We start from the raw sequence: 24,882 nt of genomic DNA on the forward strand, positions 1-24,882 counted from the left end.
TTCGAACGCGGGCCTCAATGATGGCCGTAAAGGGGGGCTTCGCTCATGCGGGCGGGGCCGCCCGACTGGCCGACCTCTTGCGCGGTGCCGCCAAAACCGGTGTCGTCCGGCGTGCTTGCCGGTTTCGCCGCGCGCGCATGGCCGCAATGCAGCGTGTACGGATTGACTTCGGGCCGATAAAAGGGCGACGGTCCGTAGCCGCTTGCCCACGCGGTCGTGGAAACCCACGTCGTTGCCAACAACAGCGTGACCCGCAAGAAAGTGCGCTTCATGATTTCCGTTCCTTCGTGATGAATTCATCGTCGGCTCATGGCGCAGTGTGGTCGCGGCACTAGCATCCTGTCTTTCCGGATTGACCGCTTCTTTGCGCGGAACCTGGCGTTTGGCGCAGGCTTCGGCATGCGATTCAATCCTGTGACGAATACGCGGGATCGCGATCTTTCGCTTTACCACAATTAACTTTTCGTTCCTCGATATGGCTGGCATAGTTTGCCTGGCTATTCAACCTGCTCGATACGAGGGGGTGATACGGAGTGCGTGCACCGGTAAGTCGTCGCTCGAATGGCGGAACGAGCGTCGTTGCTTGACCGGCTCGAACTATTGATCGAACTGCAGTGAGAGGCAACGCAATGACCAGGATTGTTCATCCGGCGCAAGCACTGCTCACCAGTCTCAGCGGCTTTCGCGTGGAGTTTTCCGAGGTGAGCGCGCGCGTGGATATCGTGCTGGACCGGCCGCCATTCAATGTCGTCACCATGGAGCAGCGCGAGCAACTGCGCCTCGTATTCGAGGCACTCGACGACGATCCGCAAATTCGTGTGATCGTATTGCGCTCCGTGGGAGAACACTTTTCGATGGGCGGTGACATCGTGGGGCTTGGCGGCATTTCGGCGGAGGATATTTCCAATCTCGCGTGGAATGTGTCGGCGCCCGCACGTTGCAGCAAGCCCGTCATTGCCGCGAATCGCGGCTACTGCTTCGGCGTGGGTTTCGAGTTGTCGCTTGCGTGCGATTTCCGGCTTGCAACGGAAACGACCATGTACGCGCTCTCGGAGCAGCGCATTGGGCAGCTTCCCGGTTCGGGTGGCTCGGCCAGGCTGCAGAAAATGGTGGGAATCGGCCGCACCAAAGACATCATCATGCGCTCGCGGCAAATCTCGGGACCGCAGGCTTTCGACTGGGGCATCGTGACCGAGTTCGTGCCCGACAGCGATCTGGAGAGCGCCACCGACGACATGGTGCGCGAGCTGCTGGCGTTTTCGCCGCTCGCGCAACGTGCGGCGAAACGGCTGCTCAACGATATCGACGATTCGTCGTTGTCGATGGGGATCGAAATGGAAGGCCATATCAACGGCAGACTTCACAATTCCGATTATCGCGAAGGCTTCGAGGCGCTTTGAAACCAGGCGCGAGATGAGCTGCCGGGCAAAAAGCGGTTCGCGCCCATACGAACGTATAGCGCGTTAGCGGACTGCGGAAAGCGCGTCTATGCCACGGTAGCATGGTCATGATCCCTTAAGACGACTAGGCTGGAACTGTCGCGGCGAGTCGGTGCGTCCCACTCGCAAGGCGGCTTTCTGGAGTTCCGCCCATGTCCCAGCTTCCGTCCTCGACGCTGCACAACTGGATCATCATTTGCAGCGAAGCCTATATGGAATACACCTTTGTTCCCTGGCTGAACCGGCATGTTTATCGGCGCACGGTCGACTATCGGGACATTTGCCTGCAATAGCGCCGTATCAACGCATGGATTCACATTGAGCCGCTGCATGGCACGTTCGCTCAACACACGGCTTGAAATGCACCGGCCCGCGCCATCGATGCCATGGCGCGGGCCGGTGCGTTGCTGTTTACGGTGAATGCGGGAGGCGATGCAATGACGCTGCGACGCTTCAACCCGGCATGTCGGTGAACTGAGGTACGTCCAGGTGCTGCGTCCATTTGAGGCGGCGCTTGGTGAACATTTCGAGTATGGGCGCAATGCCATCGGAATTGTCCAGACTTCCGATAGTCACGAACACGGTCTTGGGAAACCCTGCCAGGTTGCTCGTGAACAGGCGCGCGCCGCACTCGGGGCAAAAGTTGCGGTCGAGGCCGTTGCCCGATTGCGCGGTGTAGTGAAAGGCTTTCGGCGTGCCGCTGAGTAGCGTGAAATCGCTTTCGGGAATGGCGAAGAACGTCGCCATGGCGCCGCCGCCGGCTTTCTGGCAATCCTTGCAATAGCAATCGGCGATAAACGTGGGGTCGGTTTCGAACTCGAATTTCACCGCGCCGCACGCGCACTGACCAGTGTGTTTTTTTGCCATGATCCGGGACCTCGTTCGTTGAAGAAACACCATGGGAATCCGGTCAGGCGCAAGGGGTGGCCCGGGACGACGATTCCGCTCGCATTGTCCCGTGGTCTCACGCAAGGACGCAGTGCGCCGTGCGTGATCGAAAGCCGGGGTTTCCGGACAGAACCGGCAAGCCGTTGTGCGTATAAATGGTGGCTCTTTCACGTTCAACGCACTGTGCGGAGCCAGCGTCATGAAGGATTACAAAGGTAAGGTGGTTGTCGTGACGGGCGGGGCGACCGGCATCGGTTTCGCGCTCGCGAAACAGTTCGCTTTGCAGGGCGCCTTGTTGCTGATCGCGGGTATTCAGCGCGAGCGTCTGAAAGCCGCCGTGGAGGCACTCGCGCCGCATGCGGCTCGCGTGGAATGCTTCGAGTGCGACGTCACACAACGCGAGCAGGTCGAGGCGCTCGCCGAATTTGCCTGGCAGCAGTTCGGCCGTGCCGATGTGATCGTCAATAACGCGGGCGTGGGCCCCATTCCGTCGACCGTTATCGATTCGAAGCCCGAAGACGTGCAGAAAGTGCTGAACGTGAATCTGTTCGGGGTATGGAACGGCGTGTCCATCTTCGGGCGGCGCTTCATCGCTCAAGGTACGCCCGCTGCGATCTACAACGTCGGCTCCGAAAACGCGTTCTTCAATGCGATACCCGAAGGCGCTGGGTATATCCTGAGTAAGCACGCGGTGCTGGCCATGACGGTTGCCTTGCGCGAAGAGGTGCCGAAGCACATCGAAGTCGCGCTGATCTGCCCGGGACTCGTGCGCTCGGAACTGGCGAGAGAGACCGAACAGGGCATGGACACCGACGCCTACGCGGCGCTCGTAATGCGCCAACTGCTCGCCGGCGAGTTCTATATTGTTTCTCATGCCTTCAACATGGTGCGGATTCACGCGCGCTGGCGCGAGATCGAGGCGGCGTTCGCGAAATACGCACCGCGCTACACGGGCGATGTCGAATTCGACGTGCGCACGCTCGGTGTCAAGAACAATTGGTATCCCGGCTATCCCAACGCGGCCGCGGAAGATCTGCCGGTTTGACGCGGCGCTTGCCGATTTTTTGTCACTGCCTTTAACGGATCAAGGAGAAAACCGTGAAGATTCTCGTGGTTCTGACTTCGCACGATCAGCTGGGCAACACGGGCCGCAAGACAGGTTTCTGGCTGGAAGAACTCGCTGCGCCCTGGTATGTGTTCAAGGATGCGGGCGTGGAGGTGACGCTCGCCTCGCCGAAAGGCGGTCAGGCGCCGCTCGACCCGAAGAGCAACGAGCCTGCCAATCAGACGGATCAGACCCGGCGCTTCGAAGCCGACGCCGCGGCCAAGGCCGCACTGGCCAGCACCGCAAAACTCAAGGACGTCGCGCACGACGAGTTCGACGGTGTCTTTTATCCGGGCGGCCACGGACCGATGTGGGATCTGGCCGAGGATCGGGATTCGATCGACCTGATCGCGCGCACGATCGCAGCGGGCAAACCGGTCGCGCTCGTTTGCCATGCGCCGGGTGTATTGCGCCACGTGATTGGCGCCGACGGCGCGCCGCTGGTGAAAGGCAAAACCGTCACCGGCTTTTCGAATTCCGAAGAGGAGGCGGTTGGTTTGACGAAGGTGGTGCCGTTCCTCGTGGAAGACGAACTGAAGGCGAAGGGCGGCAAATACTCGAGTGTCGCGGACTGGCAGCCTTACGTGCTGGACGACGGCCTGTTGATCACCGGCCAGAACCCGGCGTCGTCTGCGCCGGGCGCGAAAGCCCTGGTGACCAAATTGAGGCAAATGGGCAAGTAACGTAGCGTCAATGCCGATACCCCGGACGTGACTCGATCGCGTCCGGGGTATTCGCGTTTTTGCGTGTTGTGCCAGCGTAACCGCGGAGTCATCGCGCGGAGCCATCGCGGCTACGGCAGCCCCAGTGCCTGCCGAACCTTTTCCAGAATCAGGGCGGAGTCCACGGGCTTCTCGAAGTAGGCAAGCGCGCCGTTGGCGAGCGCCGTGGCTTCGTCGCTGGCGGTAGGATAAGCGGTAATGAAGATGGTGGGCGGTACATAGCCGCGTGCCAGAAGCCGCGCATGCATTTCAATGCCGGACATGCCCGGCATGGTGACGTCCGAGATCAGGCACCGTGTTTGATTGACGGCGCCGGAGTTGAGAAATGCGTTGGCCGAGTCGAAAGTCAATACGTCCCATCCCACCGAACGGATGAGACTTTCGATTGCTTCTCGAACCGACTCATCGTCCTCAACGATGGACACAAGAGCGACTGGAGTCACGCCATCCCTCGGACGGACATACCCGCCAATATCGGGGCTGCCCTTCAGGTTGTTAGTCTTTCTGGATACACCTTAGCCCACCAGGCAGTGCACGGTAACCATACGATGGTATAGAGCGCAACGGTCTTGATTACGGCGTATGAAAAATAGCGACGCTCCTTTTCCTCTCATTGCTAATCTGTCATCGAGCTTGAATGAAATTCATGCGCAGTGAATGAATTTCATTGCGGTGACCACGAATGCTGCAACAATCGAAGCGCAAGTTTCGCACCCGGCGTAACGCTTCACGCGGTGTCGAACGCACGGGAATTGACCCGCGCGGGCAGACGCTGGGTGATGCACATGGCGCACTCGCCGCGAAGCAGGTTGCGGCGCGAAGTCAATCGCTGGGCGAGGTTACCGGGTTCGCGCGATTCGTTGCGCTGGAGACCGGCGTGCTCACCGGCCCGGTTGCGCGCAGGCGTGCTTCGGCCGCCTGAATGTCGGAGGGATAGTTGATGTCTTCGCTAATGGCGGGGTTATATCCCACCTGTTCGAGCGCACGCAGTTCGGCCTTCACCTGCGCGCGTGTCACCGGTGCGTTGGTTTGTGCGAAGGCGCGCGCAGGCAGCATATAAGCCGCGGCAATTGTCATGGCGATAACGAGACCGGGCAGTTTCATGAGTGCAATCTCCGACGTGAGGGCATGGCATCGTGTACGCGTCGCGTACGAATCTCGTTATCAGAGTAAGTTTTATGGCGAGTTTGAGTAATCGGCCGAAAGAGAAAAGAGAATTCTATTGCCGGATGAAATGACTTTGTCCCGTCTTTTTGGCAGCCATAAAGAAATCGAATTGATCGTCGAATAGGTACGCGCTCCGAAAGCAATAAGGCCGACTCAGGGTTGAATTCACGTGACGCGCCGGGAGAGCTGGTTAGCCAATTCATCTAACGTGAAAAGCGGCGAGCGCTGCTCACATCGGCCCGTTCAGATGGTTTGAATCCGGCTATTGATCGGAAGAATGAAATCCTCGCCGGGCGCCGGCACACTCACGGTGTCATGAATATGAAAGATTCGGTGGCTCATAAAATGATGTCATGCGTCTTCCCCATAATCGGGTCGCGCGACACTCAATCTTCATTTCATTCGTACGATTCGACGAGAATGAAGCTTTCGGTAAAACGGCTTTCAAACCGCGGTTGCGTCTGAAATTCAGGGAAGGTAATCTTTCAGGGCAAGTGCGAAATAGCATACATAGAACAAACCAGATCAATACGAAGCGAAGCGGTTGCGCATGGTTTTGAAACCTGCGCAGGCGGCGTTTCGGCTGCGAACGGTGACGCCGTCGTGCCCGTGGGCGGTCATTCGTCACTCCGGTTCTGCATGGCTCGGTGGTTGGTTTGCCGCTCAGGGAGTGTTTGTTGATACGCTTAGGCCCGTTGCCCGATGGGATGCCAGTCGAATCGCTGCAGGTCGCGTGGGAGGATGGAGCCTACCGGGTGTATCGGGGAAGGCGGCGGCTCGACGACCGCGTCGACGAACCCGTATTGGTCGTGCGAGCGGTGCGTGCGCAACCCGCACGCGGCGTCGTGGACCGCCTGGCCCATGAATATGCGCTGGCCGACCGGCTGAACTGCTCCGCGGCGGTGCGTCCGCTGCAATTGCTGTGCGAGCAGGGCGAGATGTCGCTGATCCTGGAGGATCCCGGCGGCGTCCCGCTCGCGTCCCTGGGCGTGCCCATCATCACGGTGGCCTTTCTGCGCCTCGCCGTGAATATCGCGTCGGCGCTGGCGCAACTGCACTCGCGAGGCCTGGTTCATCGCGACATCGCGCCCAATCATATTCTCGTCGACGAAGCGAGTCGAAACGTCCGCTTCACGGGCTTCGGCATCGCTTCATTGGTGCGCCGCGAGCGCCAGTTGCCGGAGCCCCCCGAGTTTATCGCCGGTACGTTGGCGTATATGGCGCCCGAGCAGACCGGCCGGATGAATCGCTCGATCGATTCACGCAGCGATCTGTATTCACTCGGCGTGGTGTTCTACTGGATGTTGACGGGCCAATTGCCCTTCAACGCCACCGACCCCATGGAACTGGTGCATTGCCATATCGCGCGGCAGGCGTTGCCGCCGATCGAACGGGTGCCCGCGCTGCCGCCCGCCATCTCGGCAATCGTCATGAAGTTGCTCGCCAAGACGGCGGAAGACCGCTACCAGACGGCGGGCGGTGTGGTGCGCGACTTGCGGCGCTGTCTCGCGCACTGGGAAACGCGTGGACATATCGCGAGCTTCGCACTCGGCCAGTTCGATATTCCCGACCAACTCCTGATACCGGAAAAGCTCTACGGGCGACATGCCGAAGTCGAGCAACTCATTGCGGCATTCGATCGCGTCGCCGAGCGCCAGCATAGCGAGCTCGTACTCGTTTCGGGTTATTCGGGCATCGGCAAGTCGGCGGTGGTTAACGAATTGCACCGGGCGCTCGTTCCGCGCAGAGGTTTCTTCTGGGCCGGCAAGTTCGATCAGTACACCCGCGATATTCCTTATTCGTCGCTGGCGGTGGCGATCAAGGCCGGCGTTCGGCAGATACTCGCGGAAAACGAACTGGTAACCTGGCGCGAGGCGTTGCAGCAGGCACTGGGCGCCAACGGCCAACTCATCGTGGATCTCGTGCCGGAACTCGCGACCATCATCGGTGCACAGGCACCGGTGCCGGCGTTGCCGCCGCAAGACGCACGCCGGCGGTTCCAGTTGATGTTTCGGCGCTTCATTGCCGTATTCGCGCGGCCGGAACATCCGCTGGTGATTTTCCTCGACGACTTGCAGTGGCTCGACGTGGCAACCCTCGACGTGCTCGAAGATCTGTTCGTGCAGGGCGATGTGCACAATCTCATGGTGGTGGGCGCCTACCGGAGCAACGAGGTCGATGCGATCCACCCGCTGGCGCGACGCATGGAAGCTATCCGCCAATCGGGGGCGGCCGTGGACGAAGTCGTGCTGGGACCGCTCGTCAACACGCAACTCGATCAACTCGTTACCGACGCGTTGCGTTGTCCCATTACGAAAGCCGTCCCGCTCGCGCGTTTGCTGCACAAGAAGACGGGCGGCAATCCCTTCTTCGCGCTGCAATTTCTCTCGTCGCTCGCCGATGAAAATCTGCTGACGTTCGATCACGTCGCGGGGCGCTGGTCGTGGGATCTCAATCAGATTCACGCCAAAGGCTATACGGAAAACGTCGTCACGCTGATGATCGGCAAGATCAGCCGGCTCCCCGAAGAGACGCAACAGGTACTGAGACAGTTTTCCTGCATCGGCAATACGGCCCGCGCCTCGATTCTGGAGACGATTTGCCGCGCCTCGGCCGAGGCGGTGCAGGACGCATTGTCGTATGCGGTTCAGAGCGGCCTGATCCTGCGCACCGGGCCTCATTACCGCTTCCTGCACGACCGGGTTCAAGAAGCCGCTTACCTGCTGATCGACGAGCGGGAGCGCGCTTTCACGCACCGCGAGATCGGGCGTTTGCTGCTCGACCACACGCCCGTTTCGCAACTCGACGACACGATTTTCGAAATCGTCAGTCAGTTCAATCGCGCCATCGAACTCATCGTCGATCCCGTCGAGCGCAAGCGCGTGGCGGAACTCAATCTGCGGGCGGGAAAACGGGCCAAGGCCGCGACGGCGTTCGCTTCGGCATTGACGTATTTTTCGGCGGCGCAAGCGTTGTTGAGCGGCATCGACTGGAACGCGAACTACGAGTTGTGTTTCGCCGTGGACTTTTCTCTGGCCGAATGCGAATTGCTCAACACCAACATGCATGCGGCCGAATTTCGCCTCGCGCCACTCGTGGCCCGCAAGCTCAAGCCGCACCACGCGGCGCTCGTCACCCGGCTGCGGATTACATTGCATACGGCCATGGACCAGAGCGAGCGCAGCATCGACATTTGCCTCCAATATTTGCGCGAATCGGGCACGGAATGGCAATCGCATCCGTCCATGGAGGTCGTCGAAAGCGAGTTCCGGCGTATTGCAACGCTGCGGGCCGGGCGCGAAATCGAAGCGTTGATCGACTTGCCGCTGCTCGACGATGTCGCGGTTCAGGACACGCTCGACATCCTGATGGAAATCGTCACGCCGGCGTTTTTCACCGACCAGAATCTGTGCGCGCTCGTGCTGTGCCGCATGGTGAACCTGAGCCTCGAATACGGGAACAGCGACGCATCCTGCTATGCCTATGTCTGGCTGGCCACCTACGCGGGGCCGTTATTCGATCAATACGCCGCGGGTTACCGGTTTGGCCGGCTCGGACTCGATCTGGTCGATCAGCGCAATCTGAAGCGCTTCCGGGCGCGCATTTACACCTCGTACGGCAATATCGTCGTGCCGTGGGCAAGACATGTGCTCGAAGGGCGCGAGCCGATTCGCCGCGCTTTCGAAATAGCGAGCGAAAGCGGCGATCTCACCTACACGATGTATTCGCTGTGCGATCTGACGCAGAACTGTCTCTCGGTGGGCGACAGCCTGGAGACCGTGCAGCGCGAGGTCGAAAATGCCGTGGCCATTTCGGAGCGCGTGCGCTTCCGGTTGGTCAGCGACATGCTGGTGACGTATCGCGGTCTCGTGCGAACGCTGCGTGGCCTGACGCCGCAATTCGGCTCGTTCGACGAGGCGCAATTCAGCGAGCGGGAATTCGAAGCGCACTTGCGCAGCTCGCCATCGCTGGCGCTTCCCGAGTTCGATTACTGGGTTCGCAAGCTGCAAGCGCGCTATATTGCCGACGATTTCGCGCACGCAGTGGCCGCGAAGTTCAATGCGTCGAAGGTGCTATGGGTGGCGACCTCGCAGTTCGAGACCGCGGAGTTTCATTTCTATGGCGCCATGAGTCACGCGGCTTGCTGGCACACGGCGAATCCCGGTGAAAAGCAGCGGCATAGAGACGAAATCACCGCGCATCATCGGCAATTGTCGGTTTGGGCCGCGCATTGCCCGGAAAACTTCGAGAATCGCGCGGCGCTCGTCGGTGCGGAGCTGGCGCGTATCGACGGCGATATTCCCGAGGCGGAACGTCTCTACGATCTCGCGATCCGCTCGGCGCGTAAAAATGGTTTCGTGCACAACGAAGCCGTGGCGTATCAGGCCGCGTCCAGATTCTACGAGGCGCGCGAGCTGGCCGAGATCGCCGAACTCTATGTGAAGAACGCGCGCCATGCTTATTTGCGCTGGGGTGCGCAAGGCAAGGTTCGGCAACTCGAGGCGACGCACCCGAAACTCTCTCAGGACTATCAGCCTTATACCGTGGCGAGCAGCATGGAAGCGCCGGTCGAACATCTCGATCTCGCCACGGTGCTCAAGATTTCACGCGCCATCTCCAGCGAGGTCGTGCTCGACCGGCTGGTCCAGACCGTCATGCGCACGGCCATTGCCCACGCAGGCGCGCAGCGCGGTTTGCTGGTGTTCGGTGCGGGCCCCGGAATGCGGATCGAGGCGGAGGCCACGACCACGCAAGACGTCGTCACGGTCAGTCTCGAGAAGGCCGGGATCGAGCGCACGACGTTGCCCGTGTCGATCCTGCACTACGTCATGCGCACGATGGAAAGCGTCATATTGAACGACGCCAATGCACGCCACGAATTTTCGGCCGATCCGTATTTTTCGCCGCCGCGCACGCAGTCGGTGGCGTGCGTGCCGCTGGTGCATCAAGGCAAACCCATCGCGTTGCTTTACCTCGAGAACAGTCTGGCGCCGCACGTCTTCACCGCGGGCCGCGTTTCGGTGTTGAAACTGCTTGCCTCGCAGGCCGCCATTTCTCTGGAGAATTCGCGGCTTTATCGCGATCTCGCCGAGCGCGAGGCCAGAATTCGCCGGCTCGTGGACGCCAATATCGTCGGCGTGTTCATCTGGGACCTGAAAGGGCCGATCTACGAAGCGAACGACGCGTTTTTGCGCATGATCGGTTATGGCCGCGACGATCTCGAAGCGGGGCGCATCAACTGCCTGCATCTCACGCCGCCCGAATGGCATCAGCAGGACGTGGAAGCCATCGCGCAGTTACGCAAAGAGGGCGAGCTTCAGCCGGTCGAGAAGGAATATCTCCGCGCCGACGGCAGCCGGGTCGCGGTCTTGCTCGGCGCCGCGATCCTCAGCAGTTCGCCGGAACAGATCGTGGCTTTCGTCGTCGATCTCACGGAACGCAAACGCGCCGAGGCGGAAGCGCGGCACAGCGAAAAGCGCTTCCACGACATCGAAATCGAGCTGACGCATGCGAACCGGATCGCGACCCTGGGCCAGTTGACGGCGTCCATCAGTCACGAAATCACGCAGCCGATCGCTTCGGTGGTATTCAGCGCACAGGCGGCCTCGCATTGGCTCGACGCGGACCCGCCCAATCTGAAGGAGGTGCGCCTCGCGCTGGGCCGTGTCGTCCATAACGGCACGCGTGCCAACGACGTGATCCGGCGCCTGCGCGCGCTCGTGAAGAAGCAGCCTGCCAGGCACGAACAGTTCGTGCTCAACGACGCGATCCGCGAAGTCGTCGCGCTCACTCGCGGCGAGGCGACCAAGCATCATGTGTCGATACGCGAGGACCTGGGTACCGAACTGGGCACGGTCAGCGGCGACCGCGTGCAGTTGATGCAGGTCGTGATGAACCTGATCATGAACGCCGTGGAAGCCATGAGCGACTCCGCCGATCACCTGCGCGAGCTGACGATCTCGACGCGGCCGTTCGAAACCGACGGCGTCAAGCTTGCCGTGAGCGACACGGGGCCCGGTATCCGCGAGGAAGACGCCGAGCGCCTGTTCGAGCCGTTCTTCACGACCAAGGCCACGGGCATGGGCATGGGCCTGTCGATCTGCCGGTCGATCGTGGAGTCGCATGGCGGGACCTTGCGAATGCGGCAGAACCTGCCCCACGGCGCGGTGTTCGAATTCGAATTACCGGGACCCGAAGCGGAGCTGGATTGACTCAGCGCTGCAACATGAACGTTTCGTACTCCAGTATGTCGAGCTTGCGGTCCAGCAGATACAAACTCGCCAGCACGACGATCACGAGCGAGCCCGCGAAGCCGTAGCCGTACCACGCCGGATTGAGCGTGAGCGTGATGCCCGTGAGCACCACATTGAGCAGCACGAACGCGCCGATCAGGCCGGTCACGATACGGCGCTGGTCGAGATAGAAGAACACGTTGATCACGCCGAGAAACACCACCTGCAAGCTCGCGGCGATCACATCGACATAAAGCAGCGGCAGATACAGCGTGGAAATGTGCAGCCATTGCAGAATGGCCGCGCCCGCCGCGAACAGCAGCAGCGCCGCGATGGTCTGCACCTTGATGATTTCCCACAGGCCGTTGCGCAGCGCCTCGACCATCGCGTTGCGCATGCGCTCGATGTGTTGCAGCGAAGCGCCTTCGCGCACGGCGTTGAAGAAGCCGTCGTAGTACTCGACGAAGTCGGTTTCGATGCGCAGCAGAAACACCGCCATGCCCGGAATGATCGCGAGATAGGCGAGAAACACCGGCGTGTCGTAGATCACCGAAGCGCGCAGCGGCCCGATCACGGGCTGGCTCGTGCCCGGCCAGTACCAGAACATGAACTTGTCAATCCAGATGCCGAGGTTGTACAGCAGCCCCGACCACATCAGCGTGGGGTAGCGGTACTGTTTCTGGAACACTTCGAACGAGATGAAATGCTTGCCGCGGAAGTCGCGGTAGATCAGCGTGAGCAGGCCCGCGAGCAACACCGTCTGACCCGCCACGAAGCCGCCGAGCAGCCCGTTCAGGCCCAGATGTGCGAGCAGCAGCGCCGCGCCCGTGGAGAGCGCGTAGCCCACCGCGAACACGCCGATGATCGCCATGTACTGCTTCATGCCGGAGAGGAAGATCGTCGCGATCCAGATATTGGCGATGACAACGAAGCCCGCGAGCATCAGCAGCCGGTAGCCGGCCGTCTGCTGCGGAAACAGCAGCCAGACGGCGAGGCCGCCCAGCACGGCGGCGCCGATCGTCGTGACGAACGCCACGGCGTTGAAGTTCGGCAGGATCAGGTCGTCGCGCTTCTCGAACAGGCGGTCCGAGGTGAAGCGCGTGTAGGCGAGCTGCAACGTGCCGGTGAGCACGAGCGAGACCGATATCAGATAGGTCACCGACACCTGAAACTGCGCGATCAGCGTGTTCGGCAGCACGAAAGGCAGGCTCAGCACGCCGATCATCAGCATGCCGACGATCGACAAGATCCACGGCCCCGAGCTGATCAGCCCGGCGTACGTATAAGCCTGCATGAGCCCCAGCAGCGTGTTGCGCTGGAGCATCTTGCGCAGTTCAAAACCGATTCCGGCCACGTGGTTCCCCTTTATCCGCTATGCCGCTGGCTGTCACCGTGCGCGCCGGGCGCACCGCTGGCGCCCGTATCGGCGAGATCCGGCAGGTCCGTGAGCCGCTGATACAGCGTGCGATACGAGCCGATCATCTGTTCCTGCGTGTAGTAGCGCTCGACGCGCGCGATGCCCGCCTGCTGGGCCGCGCGCCAGTTGTCGTCCTTGAGCAGGTCGAGCGCGGCTTCGGCGAGCGCGCGCGGATCGGCGATCTGCACGACGCGGCCCGCCGCGCCGAGCGCCGCGTCGTCGCCTTCGAGACCGTAGATGAGCTGGCGGCACGAGCCCACATCCGTCGTCACCGAGGGCACGCCCGCCGCGAAGCCTTCGAGCACCACGAGCGGCAGCGCCTCGGAAATCGAGCTGAGCACGAGCACGCCGCACTTCGGCAGCAACTCGTCGATCTTCTGGAAGCCGAGAAACTTCACCTTGTCGCGCAGCCCGAGACTTTCCACCAGCGCGCGGCATTCCTGCGCGTACGACTGGTCTTCGTCCTCGGGACCGGCGATCCACGCCTCGGCTTCCGGCATCTCGCGCACGACGGTGAGCATCGCGCGCACGAAGGTCTTGATGTCCTTGATCGGCACGACGCGGCCGATCAGGCACAGCGTTTTCGGCACGCCGGGCGCGCGTTTCTCGCGCAGCGGCGCGAGCCGGGCGAGGTTCACGCCGTTCGGAATGCTGGCCGTGCGTTCCTGCGGCGCGCCGTCCATGACCTGGCGCTGCCGGTTGCCTTCGTAGAGCGCGATGATGTCGTTCGAGGCGTCGTAGCACACGCGGCCGAGCGTCTCGAAGAAACGCACCCACAGTTCGCGGAAGTAGCCGATCTGCGCGCCGTCGCGCTCGAAGATAGTGCGGTTATCGCGAATCCAGCGGCTCTGGAACAGGTCGATCTTGCGTTCCTTGGTGTAGATGCCGTGTTCGGAGACCAGCAGCGGCCGGTTGAAGCGGTAGCGCGCGAGCGCGCCGAGGAAGCCCGCATAGCCGGTCGAGACCGTATGGAACACGCGCACGCGCGGCAGACCTTCGGCGATACGCGCGAGCTGCCAGAGCGGCTTGTGCATGATGCGCACGGTCCAGAAGTAGTCGACGAACGACGGATCCGTGCAGAACTGGCGATATTGATCGGTCAGGAAGTGCCACGACTCTTCGGAGTGCAGGAATGCGTCTTCGCTGAGCGCGCCGCCCGGGCGCAGGTCGTCGAGCATCGTCTTCAGGAGGCTGCCCGCGGCGTGACGCATGGCCGGATTGCGCAGCTTCTCGTGCAGTTGCGCCGAGCGCGCGAACGCCTCGCTGTCGCCGCGCTGGCGTTCGGCGACCGGTGGCGGCGCGAAATCGTACAGGTAATGATTTTCCAGATGCACGACGTTGTCGGGCAGCTCGTACGACTGGCGCGGATAGTCTTGCGGGCGGCTGCCGAGAAAGCACAGCGCGAACGTGTACTCGGGGAACGCGCGGATCATCTGGTTGACCCAGCTCGACACGCCGCCGCTCACATAGGGAAACGTGCCTTCGAGCAGCAGCCCGATGTCGGCGGACGCCGCGCGCGGCAGCTTGCCAGCCGTGGCGGTGTCGGAGGAGGCGGAAGAGTTCATCGGCATCAGGTGCGTTTCAGGGGCAATCGGCTACGTTCAGGTGCGTGTCAGCCGCGCTCGGCGCGGCGCGCGGGCGGCAGGGTGCGGAAGCGCTCGGGGGCGCGGCCACCCGTGGGTTTCGCCGCGCCGCCCGCGCGCCAGTATTCGAGCACGGGGCGCAAGGTGGGCAGCGTGGCGTATTGGGTCGACTCGGCGAGCAGCGCGCGAACCCGCGCGTAGTCGCCGCGCAGGTAGGCGGCTTCGGCGAGATAGGGCAGCATGCGCTCGCGCGGGAAGCCGAACTCGATCGCGCGCGCGAGCATCGTTTCGGCGGCGTCGAGCTCGCCGTTGCCGAGCGCGAGGCGGCCGCGCAGGCGCCACAACGCGGCGTCGTCGGGCAGGTCCTCGAGCGCGGCGCGCGCGTAGGCGTCGGCCTGATCGGCGGCGTTGCGGTACACGTCGCCGGTCACGAGGTTTTCGTAGATCAGCTCGCCGTAGAGTTCGGCGAGCGACTTGTTGATCTCGCCGCGTTCCCGCGCGCTCAGCGGCGGCGCGGCGCGTTTGGCGTCGGCCTTGTTATCGGCTTTGCCGTCGCTCTTGACGGCGCTGTCGGCCGTCTTGCCGTCGAGCTTCGCGCGCTCCGCGAGAATGCGCTGCGTGAGCTGCTTTTCGCGGTTGTCGAGAATGCCGTAGGCGAGCAGGCGAATGTCGTCGAGCGGATCGGCGAGCATGTCCTGCAACAGCGGCGAGACGGTGCGCACCGGCATCGACTGCATGGCGAGCAGGGCGGTCATGCGAAACGAGGTGGGCGCGTCGGCGTTCTGCAGCTCGGCCTTCAGGCGCGCGCCGCGGCCGTACGACACGGTGCCGACGCTGCCCGCCGCGAACTCCGGTTCGTCGACATGCTCGATCGGCAGATTGCGCTCGCGATGGCGCAGCGACGTGCCGAGCGCGATGGCGATGGGCGCGCACAGCAGCCCGAGGAGCGGCACGGCGGCGAGCAGCAGCCACAGGAAGGCGAACTGCGGCCGGCGCCACTGGCGGTAGCGCGCGGGCAGCAGCGCGACGGTGCCGAAGGCGAGCGGCACGGCGGCGAGCGCGTCGAGCGCGAAGCACATCAGCAGCAGCGCGGAATTGCCGCGCCACGGCGTGGGATTGGGCGCGGCGGGCGCGATGCTGTCGGCCATGCCTGTGAGAATCTGCGCCGAGGTGTCGGGCGCGCTGTGGGTGGCGAGCAGGAACGCGAACAGCTGCACCAGCACGCCGACCGCGATCGCGAGCACGGCGAGCAGCACGTGGCTGCGCCGCGCCGCGCGGTCGCGCGGCGGCGCGTCCGGCGTGCTCCGGTAGGCCGGTTCGACCTTGCGCTCACGCTCCGACATTGCAGCGCTCCAGCAAACGACGCAGCGCGTCGACTTCGGCGTGATCGGGCACCGGCATCGAGTACACGGCCACGCGCGCGGATTCGAACGTCACGCCGTACTGCGCCTGCAGCGTTTCCTCGATACGGCGCAGATAACCGTCGATGGCGCCTTCGCCCGAAAGCGGCATCAGCGTGAGCATGGCGAGGTGCTGGTCCGTGTGCAGCGCCCATTGCGCGTCGAGCGCGCGGCGCGTGCGCAGCACGTGCTGGAACCACGGCTGGCTGCGCTCGTCGTTCTCGAACACGAGCGCCACCAGCGACGACGACACCTGCGATTCGCGCGCCAGATGCACGAGGCGCGCGTAGTCGAGCGCGAATTCGTACGGGCACGCCGGGAACGCCGCGAGCATGCCGCGCGTGACGCTCGCGTGGCGCACGCCGTCCGCGTAGAAGTGGCACAGCACCAGCAGGAACTGGAGGTTTTCCAGCGTCAGCGCGAGGAACGGCATGCGCTTGACGACCAGCAGGCCGATCGGGTTGTCGAACGCATCGACGAGCGGCACGCAGGCGAGGTAGGCCGAATGCGCGGCATGCTGGTTTTCGGCGGAGGCCACGTGCACGAGCGAGCGCGTTTCGAGCGCTTCGCGCAGCAGCGAGTCGTGTTCGTCCAGCTCGAAGGCCGGGCCGATCGACGCCGCGGCCACCTTTGCCGGATGGCCGCCGCGCCACGCGTAAATGCGCGCCGTATCGAACTGGCACGCCTGCGCGGCCGTGTCGAGAAACGCCTGCGCGCCCACCAGCGCCACGTCGCCTTGCTGCGCGGGCGTGGCGTCCTGCGCGAACGCGAACTCGCGCAACCGCACGAGCGTGTCGCGCAAGGTGGCGGGGCGGCTCATCAGGTCCTGTTCGAGCCGTTCGTGCGAGAGGCGCAACATGTACTGGTTGCGCATCAGGATCGAGAGGCGCTCGGAGAGATAGTCGTGCGAGACGCGCGCCTGACGCAGCCGCGTCGTCCAGATGTCGCCGAACTGCCCGCACAGCAGCGTGAGCACGAAGCCGCCGAAGAAGAAGTCCACCGGGAAGCTGGCTTCGCGGTCCAGCGTGGCGAGCGCGGCCGCGCCGAGGCCCGGATGCGGCACCGCCACGCCCGGATACAGCACGAACCAGCCGCCGAGCAGCACGAGACCCGAGCACGCGCCCACGATGCTGCCGTAGCGCAGCGCGATCACCACCGGCACGATCCAGATCCAGCCGAAGCCGCTGTGCATGAACAGCGGGTCCGCGCGATCGAACGCCATGCCGAGCGCGAGCACGACGAGCGTGGCGACGAGCGTTTCGACGAGCGCGATCGTGCGGCGCCGCACGACGCCCTTCGGCGGCGCGACGAAGCGGGCCCAGCGCGAGCCGCCGGGGACGCTCTGTTGCTGGCGCCGGCGCAAGCGGGTCCGTGCGGCGGCGTCGTCAGTGGAGCGTGTATTCATCGTCATTCATCAGCGGATTGAAGAGGGAAAGCCGGCGCGATGCCGCGCATCAACGCGCGAGTTGCGAGAGCAGTTCGCGCTCGAGCTTCTGCGCCACGCCCGACACCGAGTCGCGGCTCCAGCCCGTGCGGCTGCCCGTGGCGCTCCAGACCACCGCGCCGCTCTGCACGTCGACGACTTCGAGCGTGATGCCGACCGCCGGTTCGCCGTCCACGCCCACCTTGTAGCGCCATTCGTTGACGGCGCCCGTCAGCGCATAATGCGCGTTTTGCTGGCGCGCCCAGCCGAGCGCGGCCTGCTGCTGGTCCGGCTTGGCCGGATCGAACAGCGTTTCGTCGTCGCCGGAAGCGGGGTAGCGCTTGAGGTTCGTGTAGCCGTACGAGGTCATCAGGCTCTGCACGATCGAGGCGGCGCGCTGGCCCGCCTGCGGCGTTTCCGTGTTGTTGGCGAGCGGCAGCACGGCAAAGGCGTCGGTCTTCGAGAGCTGCGGCGCGCTGCTGCGGTCGACCACCGCGCAGCTGGCGAGCAGCGTGATCGCGCAGGCGAGGCCCGCGCGTGCCATCCAGCGGGCGGCGTTGGCCCCGCGCGTGTCCCGCGACGTGTTGTTCATCGTGTTCCGTTCCATGTTTTTCTCCTTCGTCCTGGCAGATGTCGGGCCGATGCGCGGGTTGCGCGGCCACCGCTCACCCATGTCAATACAGATATCGGTACCGCAATCCCAGCTCTTTAAGCGACGTGGAACGTGTCGCCGACACGCCCTGATACGCGCCGTACAGCACGGCCTGGTCGTCGCCGAACACGCTGCCCGCCATGCCCGCGAGCACCTGGCCGGTCCAGCCCGCATGCGTGTCGTACACCGGGCCGCCAACGAAGAACGGCCGCCACGCCTTGCTGTAGCCCTCGGTCAGGTCCTCGCCGAACGAGAACAGGAGGCCGGCCTGCGACGAGCCCTGCGGCATGTACGACGCCGACTCGACCGGCACGCCCGCCGGCAGCAGTTGCTGGAGCGCCTGGCCCGGCGTGCCGCTCGCGCTGTAGCTCGAGTGGGCGAGGATCGCGCGCACCGTGTAGTCGGGGTAATCGACGCGAATCTTGTAGCCGCCGTTCAATTCGACCAGCTGGCCGTGGCCGAGCATGGAGCCGTCCTGACCGTGGAACGCCGCGTATTCGTAGCGGCCGCCCGTGAACCAGTGCGGGTCGATGCGGTAGTTGAAGCCCGCCGCGAGGTAGTCCTTCGTGCCGCCCACCTGCAACTGCGGCGACTCGTTCGCGTACTGGTGATAACCGGCCTCGTAGGTGAGCGTGAGCCGGCGCGTGACGTTGACGCTGCCTTCGACCTTCGCCTCGGTGAACGAGCGCAGCGCCTCGCGGCGGCCGATCGTCACGCGCTCCTCGTCGTTCTGGCCTTGATGGCGGTAGATGCCTTCTTCCAGCCGGTCGTTCTTCGAGACCACCGGCAGTTGCGCGGCATCCGACGACTGCTCGCGGTTCATCACGCGCACCTGGATGGACTGATTGTTGCCGATGCGCACGCCGGCCGTGGCGGACTGCTCGTTGTAGCGCAGCGGTCCCGTATTGACATAACGCTGCGTCACGGCCGCCGACTGCGCGTTGCGCAGCAGTTGCTCGCGCAGCGGCGCCTGGATCACGTCGTTGTCGGGCACGCGCGCGGCGGCGTCCACGGCGTCGGTTTGCGCCTGCGCGTAGCGGCCCGTGAGCGCGTCGGCGTCGATGCGGTTCTCGCGCGGCACGAGGTCGGGCGTGTTGGTCAGCAGGCGGTCGAGCGTGTTGACGTCGCCTTCGTCGATCGCGAGCTGCGCTTCCGCATACACGGGGCGCGTGCTCTTGTCGATGTACTGCTTTTCGAGCCACAGATGTTCGAGGTCGCTCGCGTCGCCGTTCTGCGCCCACGAGATCGCGGCCTCGCGCGCAATGGCCGAGTACGTCGATTGCTGCTGGCGCAGCGCGCGCTGCTTTTCGGGCGGCAGCTTGTCGAATTCGCTCATCTGCGCGAACTCGGACGGCGCATTGGCCGCGCGGCTCGTGTCTTCGCTGGCGGCGCGGTCCTCGCGCAACATGGCGATCAGCACGGCGCGCGAGGCGTCGCCGTTGGCGAAGTGCTGCGAGAGCGCGACCATGCGGCCGCGCAGGTCGTCGCGCTCGGCGGGCGGCAGCGGCGCGGCGTGCGGGTCGTTGCGGCGCCTGGCCAGATCGGTCCAGACGCGGCGGCGCAATTGCCAGGCTTCGTCGGTGCGGCCGTTCAGTTCGAGCGCGTCGGCCCAGGTGAGCTGCCAGAGCGGGTCGGCTTTCGACCCGGCCGCCTGCAAGTGCAGATAATGCAGCGCCGCGCGGCCGTCGCCGAGCCGCAGGTAGGCGGCGCCGAACGGCGCGGAAAGCGTCGGGTCGCTGTCGGCGTAGCTCGCGTAGCGGGCGAGGGCGTTGCGCAGTTCGACGTCGGTGCCGCGGTCGACGAGGCTCCACACGTAGGTCGAGCGCACCTGCTCGTTGTCGGGCGCGAGCTTCGCCGCGCCGCGGATGTCGGCGGACTGGGCGGCGAAGTCGCCGCGCTGGCGTTCGTATTCGGCGCGGCTCAGCAGGAACGTGGGCGACTGCTCGGCGGCGGCGCGCTGCTGCGGCGTGAGCGAATTCAGCAGCGCGGTGATGCGCTCCCACGCGTACGCGCGGCGGTACTGATAGAGCGCCTGCTCCAGCATCTTGACCTGACCGCTCTGCCGGTACGCCATTTCGGCGAGCCGGCCGGCGTCGAGCGGCGTGTTCTGATAGAAGCTGATCATCGAATCGTAGTCGTCAGGCTTCATCTGGCCGCCGCTCATCAGGCCGTGATAGCCCGCGCCCACGGCCTTGCGATTCTGGTCGATCGCGCCGAGCAGCGTGAGGAAGCGCCAGTAGTCGGCGTCCTGCGGGTGCGCGGCCGGCTGCGCGTCGCGCAACGTGGCGAGCGCCGCGTCGAACTGCGTGCGCGCGTAGAGCAGCGTGGCGATACGGTAGGCGTAGTTGGCGTTCGGACCGTACTGGCGTTCGAGCGTTTGCCACGTTTGCAGCGCGAGCGTGTCGTCGCCCTTGCGCTCGGCGAGTTCGGCGGAGCGCTCGAGAATGGGCTGGCGCATGCTGCCGGTCTGGCGCGCGGCGAGAAAGCGCATGGCCGAGTCGGGATCGCCGAGGCCTTCGTAAGCGGCCACGACGCGGTCGACCTGCTTCAGGTTGGACGGATCGAGCGCCGCCTGGTGGATCGCCACGGCGAGAATCGCGCGCGTGTCGTCCAGACCGGGCGCGAGACGCGCGACCTGCTGCCACGCGTTTTCCTGATTGGTGGCCTGCGCGAGCGCGAGCCAGTTCTGCAACGCGACCTGCGGCTGGTGATTCCACTCGGCCACCTGCGCGAGGCGGTTGTGCCACACCATCGAGTCGGGCGCCTTGTCGAGCGCGCGCTGGGCCACGCGCTGCGCGTTGGCGACGTCGCCGTTGGCGAGGAACACGCGGTAGGCGAGGTCTTCGTCGGTGGTCGAGGCGGGCGCGGCGGCCGTGGCCGGATCGCTCGCGCTACCGCTGGTGGCGCCGTTGGCCGCGCCGTTCGCTTGCGGCGCCGAAGTCGCGACGCGCCGCAGCCGCACGCCGTCGGCCACGAGGCGCGTGGGCGCGGGCAGGCCTTCCAGACGCAGCCAGCGGCGGCCGTCCTGGCTCTCGCGCGCCACGCGGCGCACGTGCAGCACCGCATATTCGACGTGTGCGCCATAAGCTCCGTCGGCGCCCGGCACGCCGCCGCGCTCGCGCATCGACATCTTCAGGAGGCGCTTGACGTAGCCCGTCGCGAGGTCGGGACGGCCCGCCGCCACGGCGAGATTGGCGAGATAGCGCAGCGTTTCCGGGTCGTCGGCCAGATCGCCGATATGCTGGTTCGCGGCGTCGAGCGCCTGCTTCAGCAGATTGCCCGATTGCAGCGCGCGCACGCCGGCCAGGAACAGCGTGCGCCGTTCGCCGCGCGTGGCCGCTCCGGCCTGCGCCGCGAAGTAGGCGTCGGACGCCGCGCGATAGTCGCCGCTCGCGAGCGACACGCGCGCCGCCGCCATGCGCCACGTGTTCGCGTGCTGCGGGTCGGCTTCGATCAGGCGGGCGATGAAGACGCTCGCGGTTGCGGCGTCGTTGATGCCCATCGCCTGCTGCTGGAGCGTCTTCGTTTCGTCCACGTTCCACGTGTAGTGCGTGGCTTCGCGCAGCAGCGCGTCGAACGCGGCCATGCGGGCGGCCCGGCGCGGGTCGTCGTTCTTGAGCGAATACAGGTCGTTCTGCGCCATCGACAATCGAATGGCGAGCGCCATCTGGCGCACGGCCGGATCGTCGGAATGCGCGAGTTGCGGCAGCAGGCGTTGCGCGTCGGCGGGGCGCTGCACCTTCAGGTATTCGCGCGTGAGCTCGGAGAGCACGTCGCCGTTGTTCGGGTCGACGCGACGCCACGCTTCGAGATAGGCGATCGTGAGGCCATCCACGTTGGCGCCGCCGAGCAGGCGCTGCTGCAATTTCTCGCGCGGAAAGGCGAGCGCCAGCAGCAGCGTGACGAACGCTCCGAGGATCGCGATGACGGCCGGCGAAAACAGCCGTTGCCGTTCAGGTGCCGCAGGCGACATCGACATGGATGCTATAGACGGAATCGGAAAGGGGACGCTTCGTCACGCGGCAGGCACCGGCGTTGGCGAGCGTGAATTGAGGCGCGACGTGCGCGTGCAGGTCGAACGAGAGGCCGCCGCTGGTGCGCTGCGCGCGGTCGAGCACGCCGTTGGCGTCGGCGAGATACGGCACGCGGGCGGCGCGCGCGGCGTCGATCACGCGAAAGCGCGCCTCGCTGCCCGACATGTGCACGTAGGTGCCGCCGGGGCCGGGCAGGTAGCCGATCACGCCTTGCGCCGTGGCGAGGTCGGGCACCTTGCCCACGGGCAGGCGCAGCGTGCGCAGAATGCCGGCGTTGCGCACGACCCAGAAGTCGCCGTCACGGGCGACGCTGGTGTCGAGCGAATCGAGCACGGTGCGCGCGTATTCGGACGAGAACACCGGCGTCACGTGCTGCTTCATCACCGTTTCGAGCACGGTCTTGAGCGAGCGCACCGAGGCGTACTTGGTGCCGGTGAACATGTGGTAGTACACGTCGATCGGCTTGAAGCGGATCGGCTTGTCGGTCATCTCGAAGGTTTCGAGCACGCGGTCGAAGCCGTAGAAGGGGCCGTGCCACAGGCCCGTGTACAGCTCCTCGTTCTGGTTCGGCGCGAACACCTGGTAGTAGCCGTCCTTCATCACGCCGAGCGGCGCGATCGCGGTCCAGCTCGGGTACGAGCGCGTGATGAGCGTGTCGCCGCCGTTCATGTTGAGCACGCCGGCCTGGTACGCGGCCTTCAGCACGGGCGCGGGCACCTGGCAGTCGCCGCTCCACAGCACCATGCGCACGGGTTTCGAGGCGGGCGCGACCTGCTTGTCGATGTACTGGATCGAGCCGTCGATTTCGCGGTCGATGCTGAAGCGGTAGCCCGGAATGTCGATCGAGAGACCGGTGTTGTTGGTCTGGCTGCCGCCTTCGGTAGGCGTGTCGGCGTCGTCGGAGCGGCCGAGGCCCGTCACGCGCATCCATTGCAGCGGGTGCGTGTAGGTATGCGTGGCCACTTCCACGTTCGGCAGTTCCATGATGCGGCGGCCGATGTCGCGCAGGTGCGCGGCGATCTTGCGAAACGGGCCGTCGCTCGTGACTTCGCCTTCGATCAGCGAAACCGTGGTTGGCATGCCGGTGTCGCGCAGCACGCGGTAGAGCACGTCGCCGGAATATTCGGGTTGCGCGTCGGTGTTCGGATGGTCGCCGTCGCGGAACTCGGCGCGCGACGCGAAACCGTCGCCGTCGATATGCGACATCATCACGCGCCGGCCGTTCATCGTGGTGGTGTCGGGCACGGGCACGTCGGTCGGCAGATGCAGCGCCGCCTGCAGGAAGGCGATCGGCTGCACGACCCAGCGCGACTGGTTGACCGCGCCGAGGCCGAACACGCCGAACGGGCGCATCGCATAGCCGCCCCACGGCGTGAGCGCCGCCCCGTCGATCTCGAAGTCGCCCGAGCGCAGGCGCAGCAGCGAGCGGCTGTTGGGCCCGACGCGCACGGCCGTGAAGTCGTGCGGGTCCGGGCGCGGCGGCATTTCGAAGCCCATCAGCGTGTGGTCGTAGGACTCGACCGCGAGCTTGTCGTCGGTGGGCGCGCCGTTCACGGTCTGCAAGTCGAGCTTGCTCGCGAGCGTGCTGTCGAGCGGAATGCCGAACGAGCTGAAGATGGCGATGGGAATGTGCGCGTCGACCTGGGCGAGCAGCCACTGGCGGTATTCGCTGGAGCGCGGCACGTCGTTGTTGAGCCACAGCACGATGCCCGCGTACTGGCGCTTCAGGTCGCCTTGCGGCAGCGGCTCGCTGGCGTCGCGAAAGTCGATCTCGTAGCCGAGATAGTTGAGCGGCATCGCCAGAAAGCGCACGCCCGGCGAGACGTTCAGGTCGGTGCGCGCGGGCGGGTCCTGCACGAGCAGGATGCGGCGCTTGAGCGGCTCGACCGAGCCCACGCCCATGGTCTTGAGGCCGCCGTCGGTGACGTACGGCACGATGCCGTCGGCGCGGATCTTCGCGATCGCGTCGCGCGCGCAGGCCGTATCGCCGGGCGGGCAGTAGTCGATCGAGACCACCGGCAGGTGATACTGGCTCTGGATCGTGCGCGCCTGGCCGAGCAGCCACGCGCGGTCCGCGGCGCTCACTTCGCCGTAGCGCTGCTCGCCCTGGTTCCAGCTGCGATACAGCGACTCGAAGGCGACCGCGTAGACCTGATCGTGCACCTGCGGCATGAGTTCGAAGCCGCGATTGAGGATCAGCTTCGCTTCCGGGTAGCGCGTCTTGATCGCGCGAATCACGGCGACGAGACCGGCTTGCTGGCGCGCGCGCGCGTCGTCGGTTTTGGCGACCAGCTGATACGAGTCGAGCGTGTCGAGGAAGAAGCCGCGATAGCCGCGCTGCCACAGCGGCGTGATCACGTGATCGACGAAGAACGCGGGCCAGTCGGCCTGGCTCTGGTCGACCACGCGCGAGGCCCACGCCGCGTTCGAGCCTTGCAGCCACGCCTTGGGCATCGCGTTATACCAGGCGCGCGACGGCGACACTTCGCCCACGCTCGCGTAGGCGAACCACGTGGTGTGCGGCAGCGGATGCGCGCGCGGATCGAAACGGCTGTCCGGCTCGACCACGGCGGCGTCGAACGCGGAGAGTTGATCGACGGGCGGGTTGCCGCCGTAATACAGCGCGAAGCTAGGCGAATTCCCGGAGGAAGCGGCGGGCGACGCGGCGCTCGCCGCATTCGAGGCAGACTGGAAAGCCGGCATCGTCGTCTCCGCGTTTGCGGTCCCGAAGATGGCGAGCAGAAACCAGACGAAGAGGGCGCGCGATAGCAGGTTGGTCTTCACTGGAGAGAACAGCCCGCGGGGCCGCAATCATAGGA

General features: G+C 64.8%; 16 protein-coding genes. 5 read left to right on the forward strand and 11 right to left on the reverse strand.

What is annotated here, in order from left to right; genetic code table 11:
• Positions 1 to 14: 14 nt before the first annotated feature.
• Positions 15 to 272 carry a hypothetical protein gene (locus FAZ98_RS14900; RefSeq protein WP_158952098.1) on the reverse strand — a complete coding sequence of 86 codons (258 nt, stop codon included), beginning with the start codon at positions 270 to 272 and terminating at the stop codon, positions 15 to 17.
• Between the two features lie 357 nt (positions 273 to 629).
• On the opposite strand from FAZ98_RS14900, the gene FAZ98_RS14905 reads away from it, so the two are divergent.
• Both FAZ98_RS14905 and FAZ98_RS35395 read left to right on the forward strand, forming a co-directional pair.
• A complete protein-coding gene (locus FAZ98_RS14905) occupies positions 630 to 1,400 on the forward strand; it encodes an enoyl-CoA hydratase/isomerase family protein (RefSeq protein WP_158952099.1) in 771 nt (256 codons plus the stop codon).
• 191 nt (positions 1,401 to 1,591) lie between these two features.
• Entirely contained in the window at positions 1,592 to 1,732 is a 141-nt protein-coding gene (locus FAZ98_RS35395; RefSeq protein WP_199272369.1) for a hypothetical protein, read from the forward strand.
• A 160-nt stretch (positions 1,733 to 1,892) separates the two neighbouring features.
• Here the strand turns inward: FAZ98_RS35395 and FAZ98_RS14910 are convergent, their stop codons facing one another.
• The gene (locus FAZ98_RS14910) at positions 1,893 to 2,339 is read right to left on the reverse strand and encodes a GFA family protein (protein WP_199272370.1); all 447 of its coding nucleotides are present in this window, start codon (positions 2,337 to 2,339) and stop codon (positions 1,893 to 1,895) included.
• A gap of 187 nt (positions 2,340 to 2,526) precedes the next feature.
• Here FAZ98_RS14910 and FAZ98_RS14915 point away from each other — a divergent pair, with 187 nt between their 5' ends.
• On the forward strand, positions 2,527 to 3,372 hold the full coding sequence (locus tag FAZ98_RS14915) for an SDR family NAD(P)-dependent oxidoreductase (RefSeq protein ID WP_158952100.1): 846 nt from the start codon (positions 2,527 to 2,529) through the stop codon (positions 3,370 to 3,372).
• A 53-nt stretch (positions 3,373 to 3,425) separates the two neighbouring features.
• A complete protein-coding gene (locus FAZ98_RS14920; protein ID WP_158952101.1) occupies positions 3,426 to 4,115 on the forward strand; it encodes a type 1 glutamine amidotransferase domain-containing protein in 690 nt (229 codons plus the stop codon).
• 110 nt (positions 4,116 to 4,225) lie between these two features.
• On the opposite strand, the gene FAZ98_RS14925 is transcribed toward FAZ98_RS14920, so the two are convergent.
• Together FAZ98_RS14925 and FAZ98_RS14930 are read right to left on the reverse strand one after the other, a co-directional pair.
• Positions 4,226 to 4,579, reverse strand: a complete 354-nt coding sequence (locus tag FAZ98_RS14925; protein ID WP_233272772.1) for a response regulator transcription factor — start codon at positions 4,577 to 4,579, stop codon at positions 4,226 to 4,228.
• 397 nt (positions 4,580 to 4,976) lie between these two features.
• Positions 4,977 to 5,258, reverse strand: coding sequence for a DUF4148 domain-containing protein (locus tag FAZ98_RS14930; RefSeq protein ID WP_199272371.1), 282 nt, complete (start codon positions 5,256 to 5,258; stop codon positions 4,977 to 4,979).
• Positions 5,259 to 6,028: 770 nt separating this feature from the next.
• Between FAZ98_RS14930 and FAZ98_RS14935 the strand changes: the two genes are divergently transcribed.
• Positions 6,029 to 11,533, forward strand: a complete 5,505-nt coding sequence (locus FAZ98_RS14935) for a trifunctional serine/threonine-protein kinase/ATP-binding protein/sensor histidine kinase (RefSeq protein ID WP_199272372.1) — start codon at positions 6,029 to 6,031, stop codon at positions 11,531 to 11,533.
• 1 nt (position 11,534) lies between these two features.
• Here the strand turns inward: FAZ98_RS14935 and pelG are convergent, their stop codons facing one another.
• From pelG to FAZ98_RS14970, 7 genes are all read right to left on the reverse strand, one after another.
• Positions 11,535 to 12,908, reverse strand: coding sequence for an exopolysaccharide Pel transporter PelG (gene pelG, locus FAZ98_RS14940; protein WP_158952103.1), 1,374 nt, complete (start codon positions 12,906 to 12,908; stop codon positions 11,535 to 11,537).
• Positions 12,909 to 12,919: 11 nt separating this feature from the next.
• Positions 12,920 to 14,536, reverse strand: a complete 1,617-nt coding sequence (pelF, locus tag FAZ98_RS14945) for a GT4 family glycosyltransferase PelF (RefSeq protein WP_158952104.1) — start codon at positions 14,534 to 14,536, stop codon at positions 12,920 to 12,922.
• A gap of 47 nt (positions 14,537 to 14,583) precedes the next feature.
• Positions 14,584 to 15,897 carry a tetratricopeptide repeat protein gene (locus FAZ98_RS14950; protein ID WP_199272373.1) on the reverse strand — a complete coding sequence of 438 codons (1,314 nt, stop codon included), beginning with the start codon at positions 15,895 to 15,897 and terminating at the stop codon, positions 14,584 to 14,586.
• Positions 15,884 to 17,359, reverse strand: coding sequence for a PelD GGDEF domain-containing protein (locus tag FAZ98_RS14955; protein ID WP_158952105.1), 1,476 nt, complete (start codon positions 17,357 to 17,359; stop codon positions 15,884 to 15,886). Before FAZ98_RS14955 ends, FAZ98_RS14950 begins: the two co-directional genes overlap by 14 nt.
• 49 nt (positions 17,360 to 17,408) lie before the next feature.
• Positions 17,409 to 17,969 carry a penicillin-binding protein activator LpoB gene (locus FAZ98_RS14960; protein ID WP_158953909.1) on the reverse strand — a complete coding sequence of 187 codons (561 nt, stop codon included), beginning with the start codon at positions 17,967 to 17,969 and terminating at the stop codon, positions 17,409 to 17,411.
• 82 nt (positions 17,970 to 18,051) lie between these two features.
• Positions 18,052 to 22,008 carry a tetratricopeptide repeat protein gene (locus tag FAZ98_RS14965; protein WP_158952106.1) on the reverse strand — a complete coding sequence of 1,319 codons (3,957 nt, stop codon included), beginning with the start codon at positions 22,006 to 22,008 and terminating at the stop codon, positions 18,052 to 18,054.
• Positions 21,983 to 24,766, reverse strand: a complete 2,784-nt coding sequence (locus FAZ98_RS14970; RefSeq protein ID WP_158952107.1) for a bifunctional glycoside hydrolase 114/ polysaccharide deacetylase family protein — start codon at positions 24,764 to 24,766, stop codon at positions 21,983 to 21,985. The genes FAZ98_RS14965 and FAZ98_RS14970 overlap by 26 nt, the downstream gene beginning before the upstream one ends.
• Between the last annotated feature and the right edge of the window lie 116 nt (positions 24,767 to 24,882).

The organism is Paraburkholderia acidisoli (assembly GCF_009789675.1).
Lineage (GTDB): Bacteria > Pseudomonadota > Gammaproteobacteria > Burkholderiales > Burkholderiaceae > Paraburkholderia > Paraburkholderia acidisoli.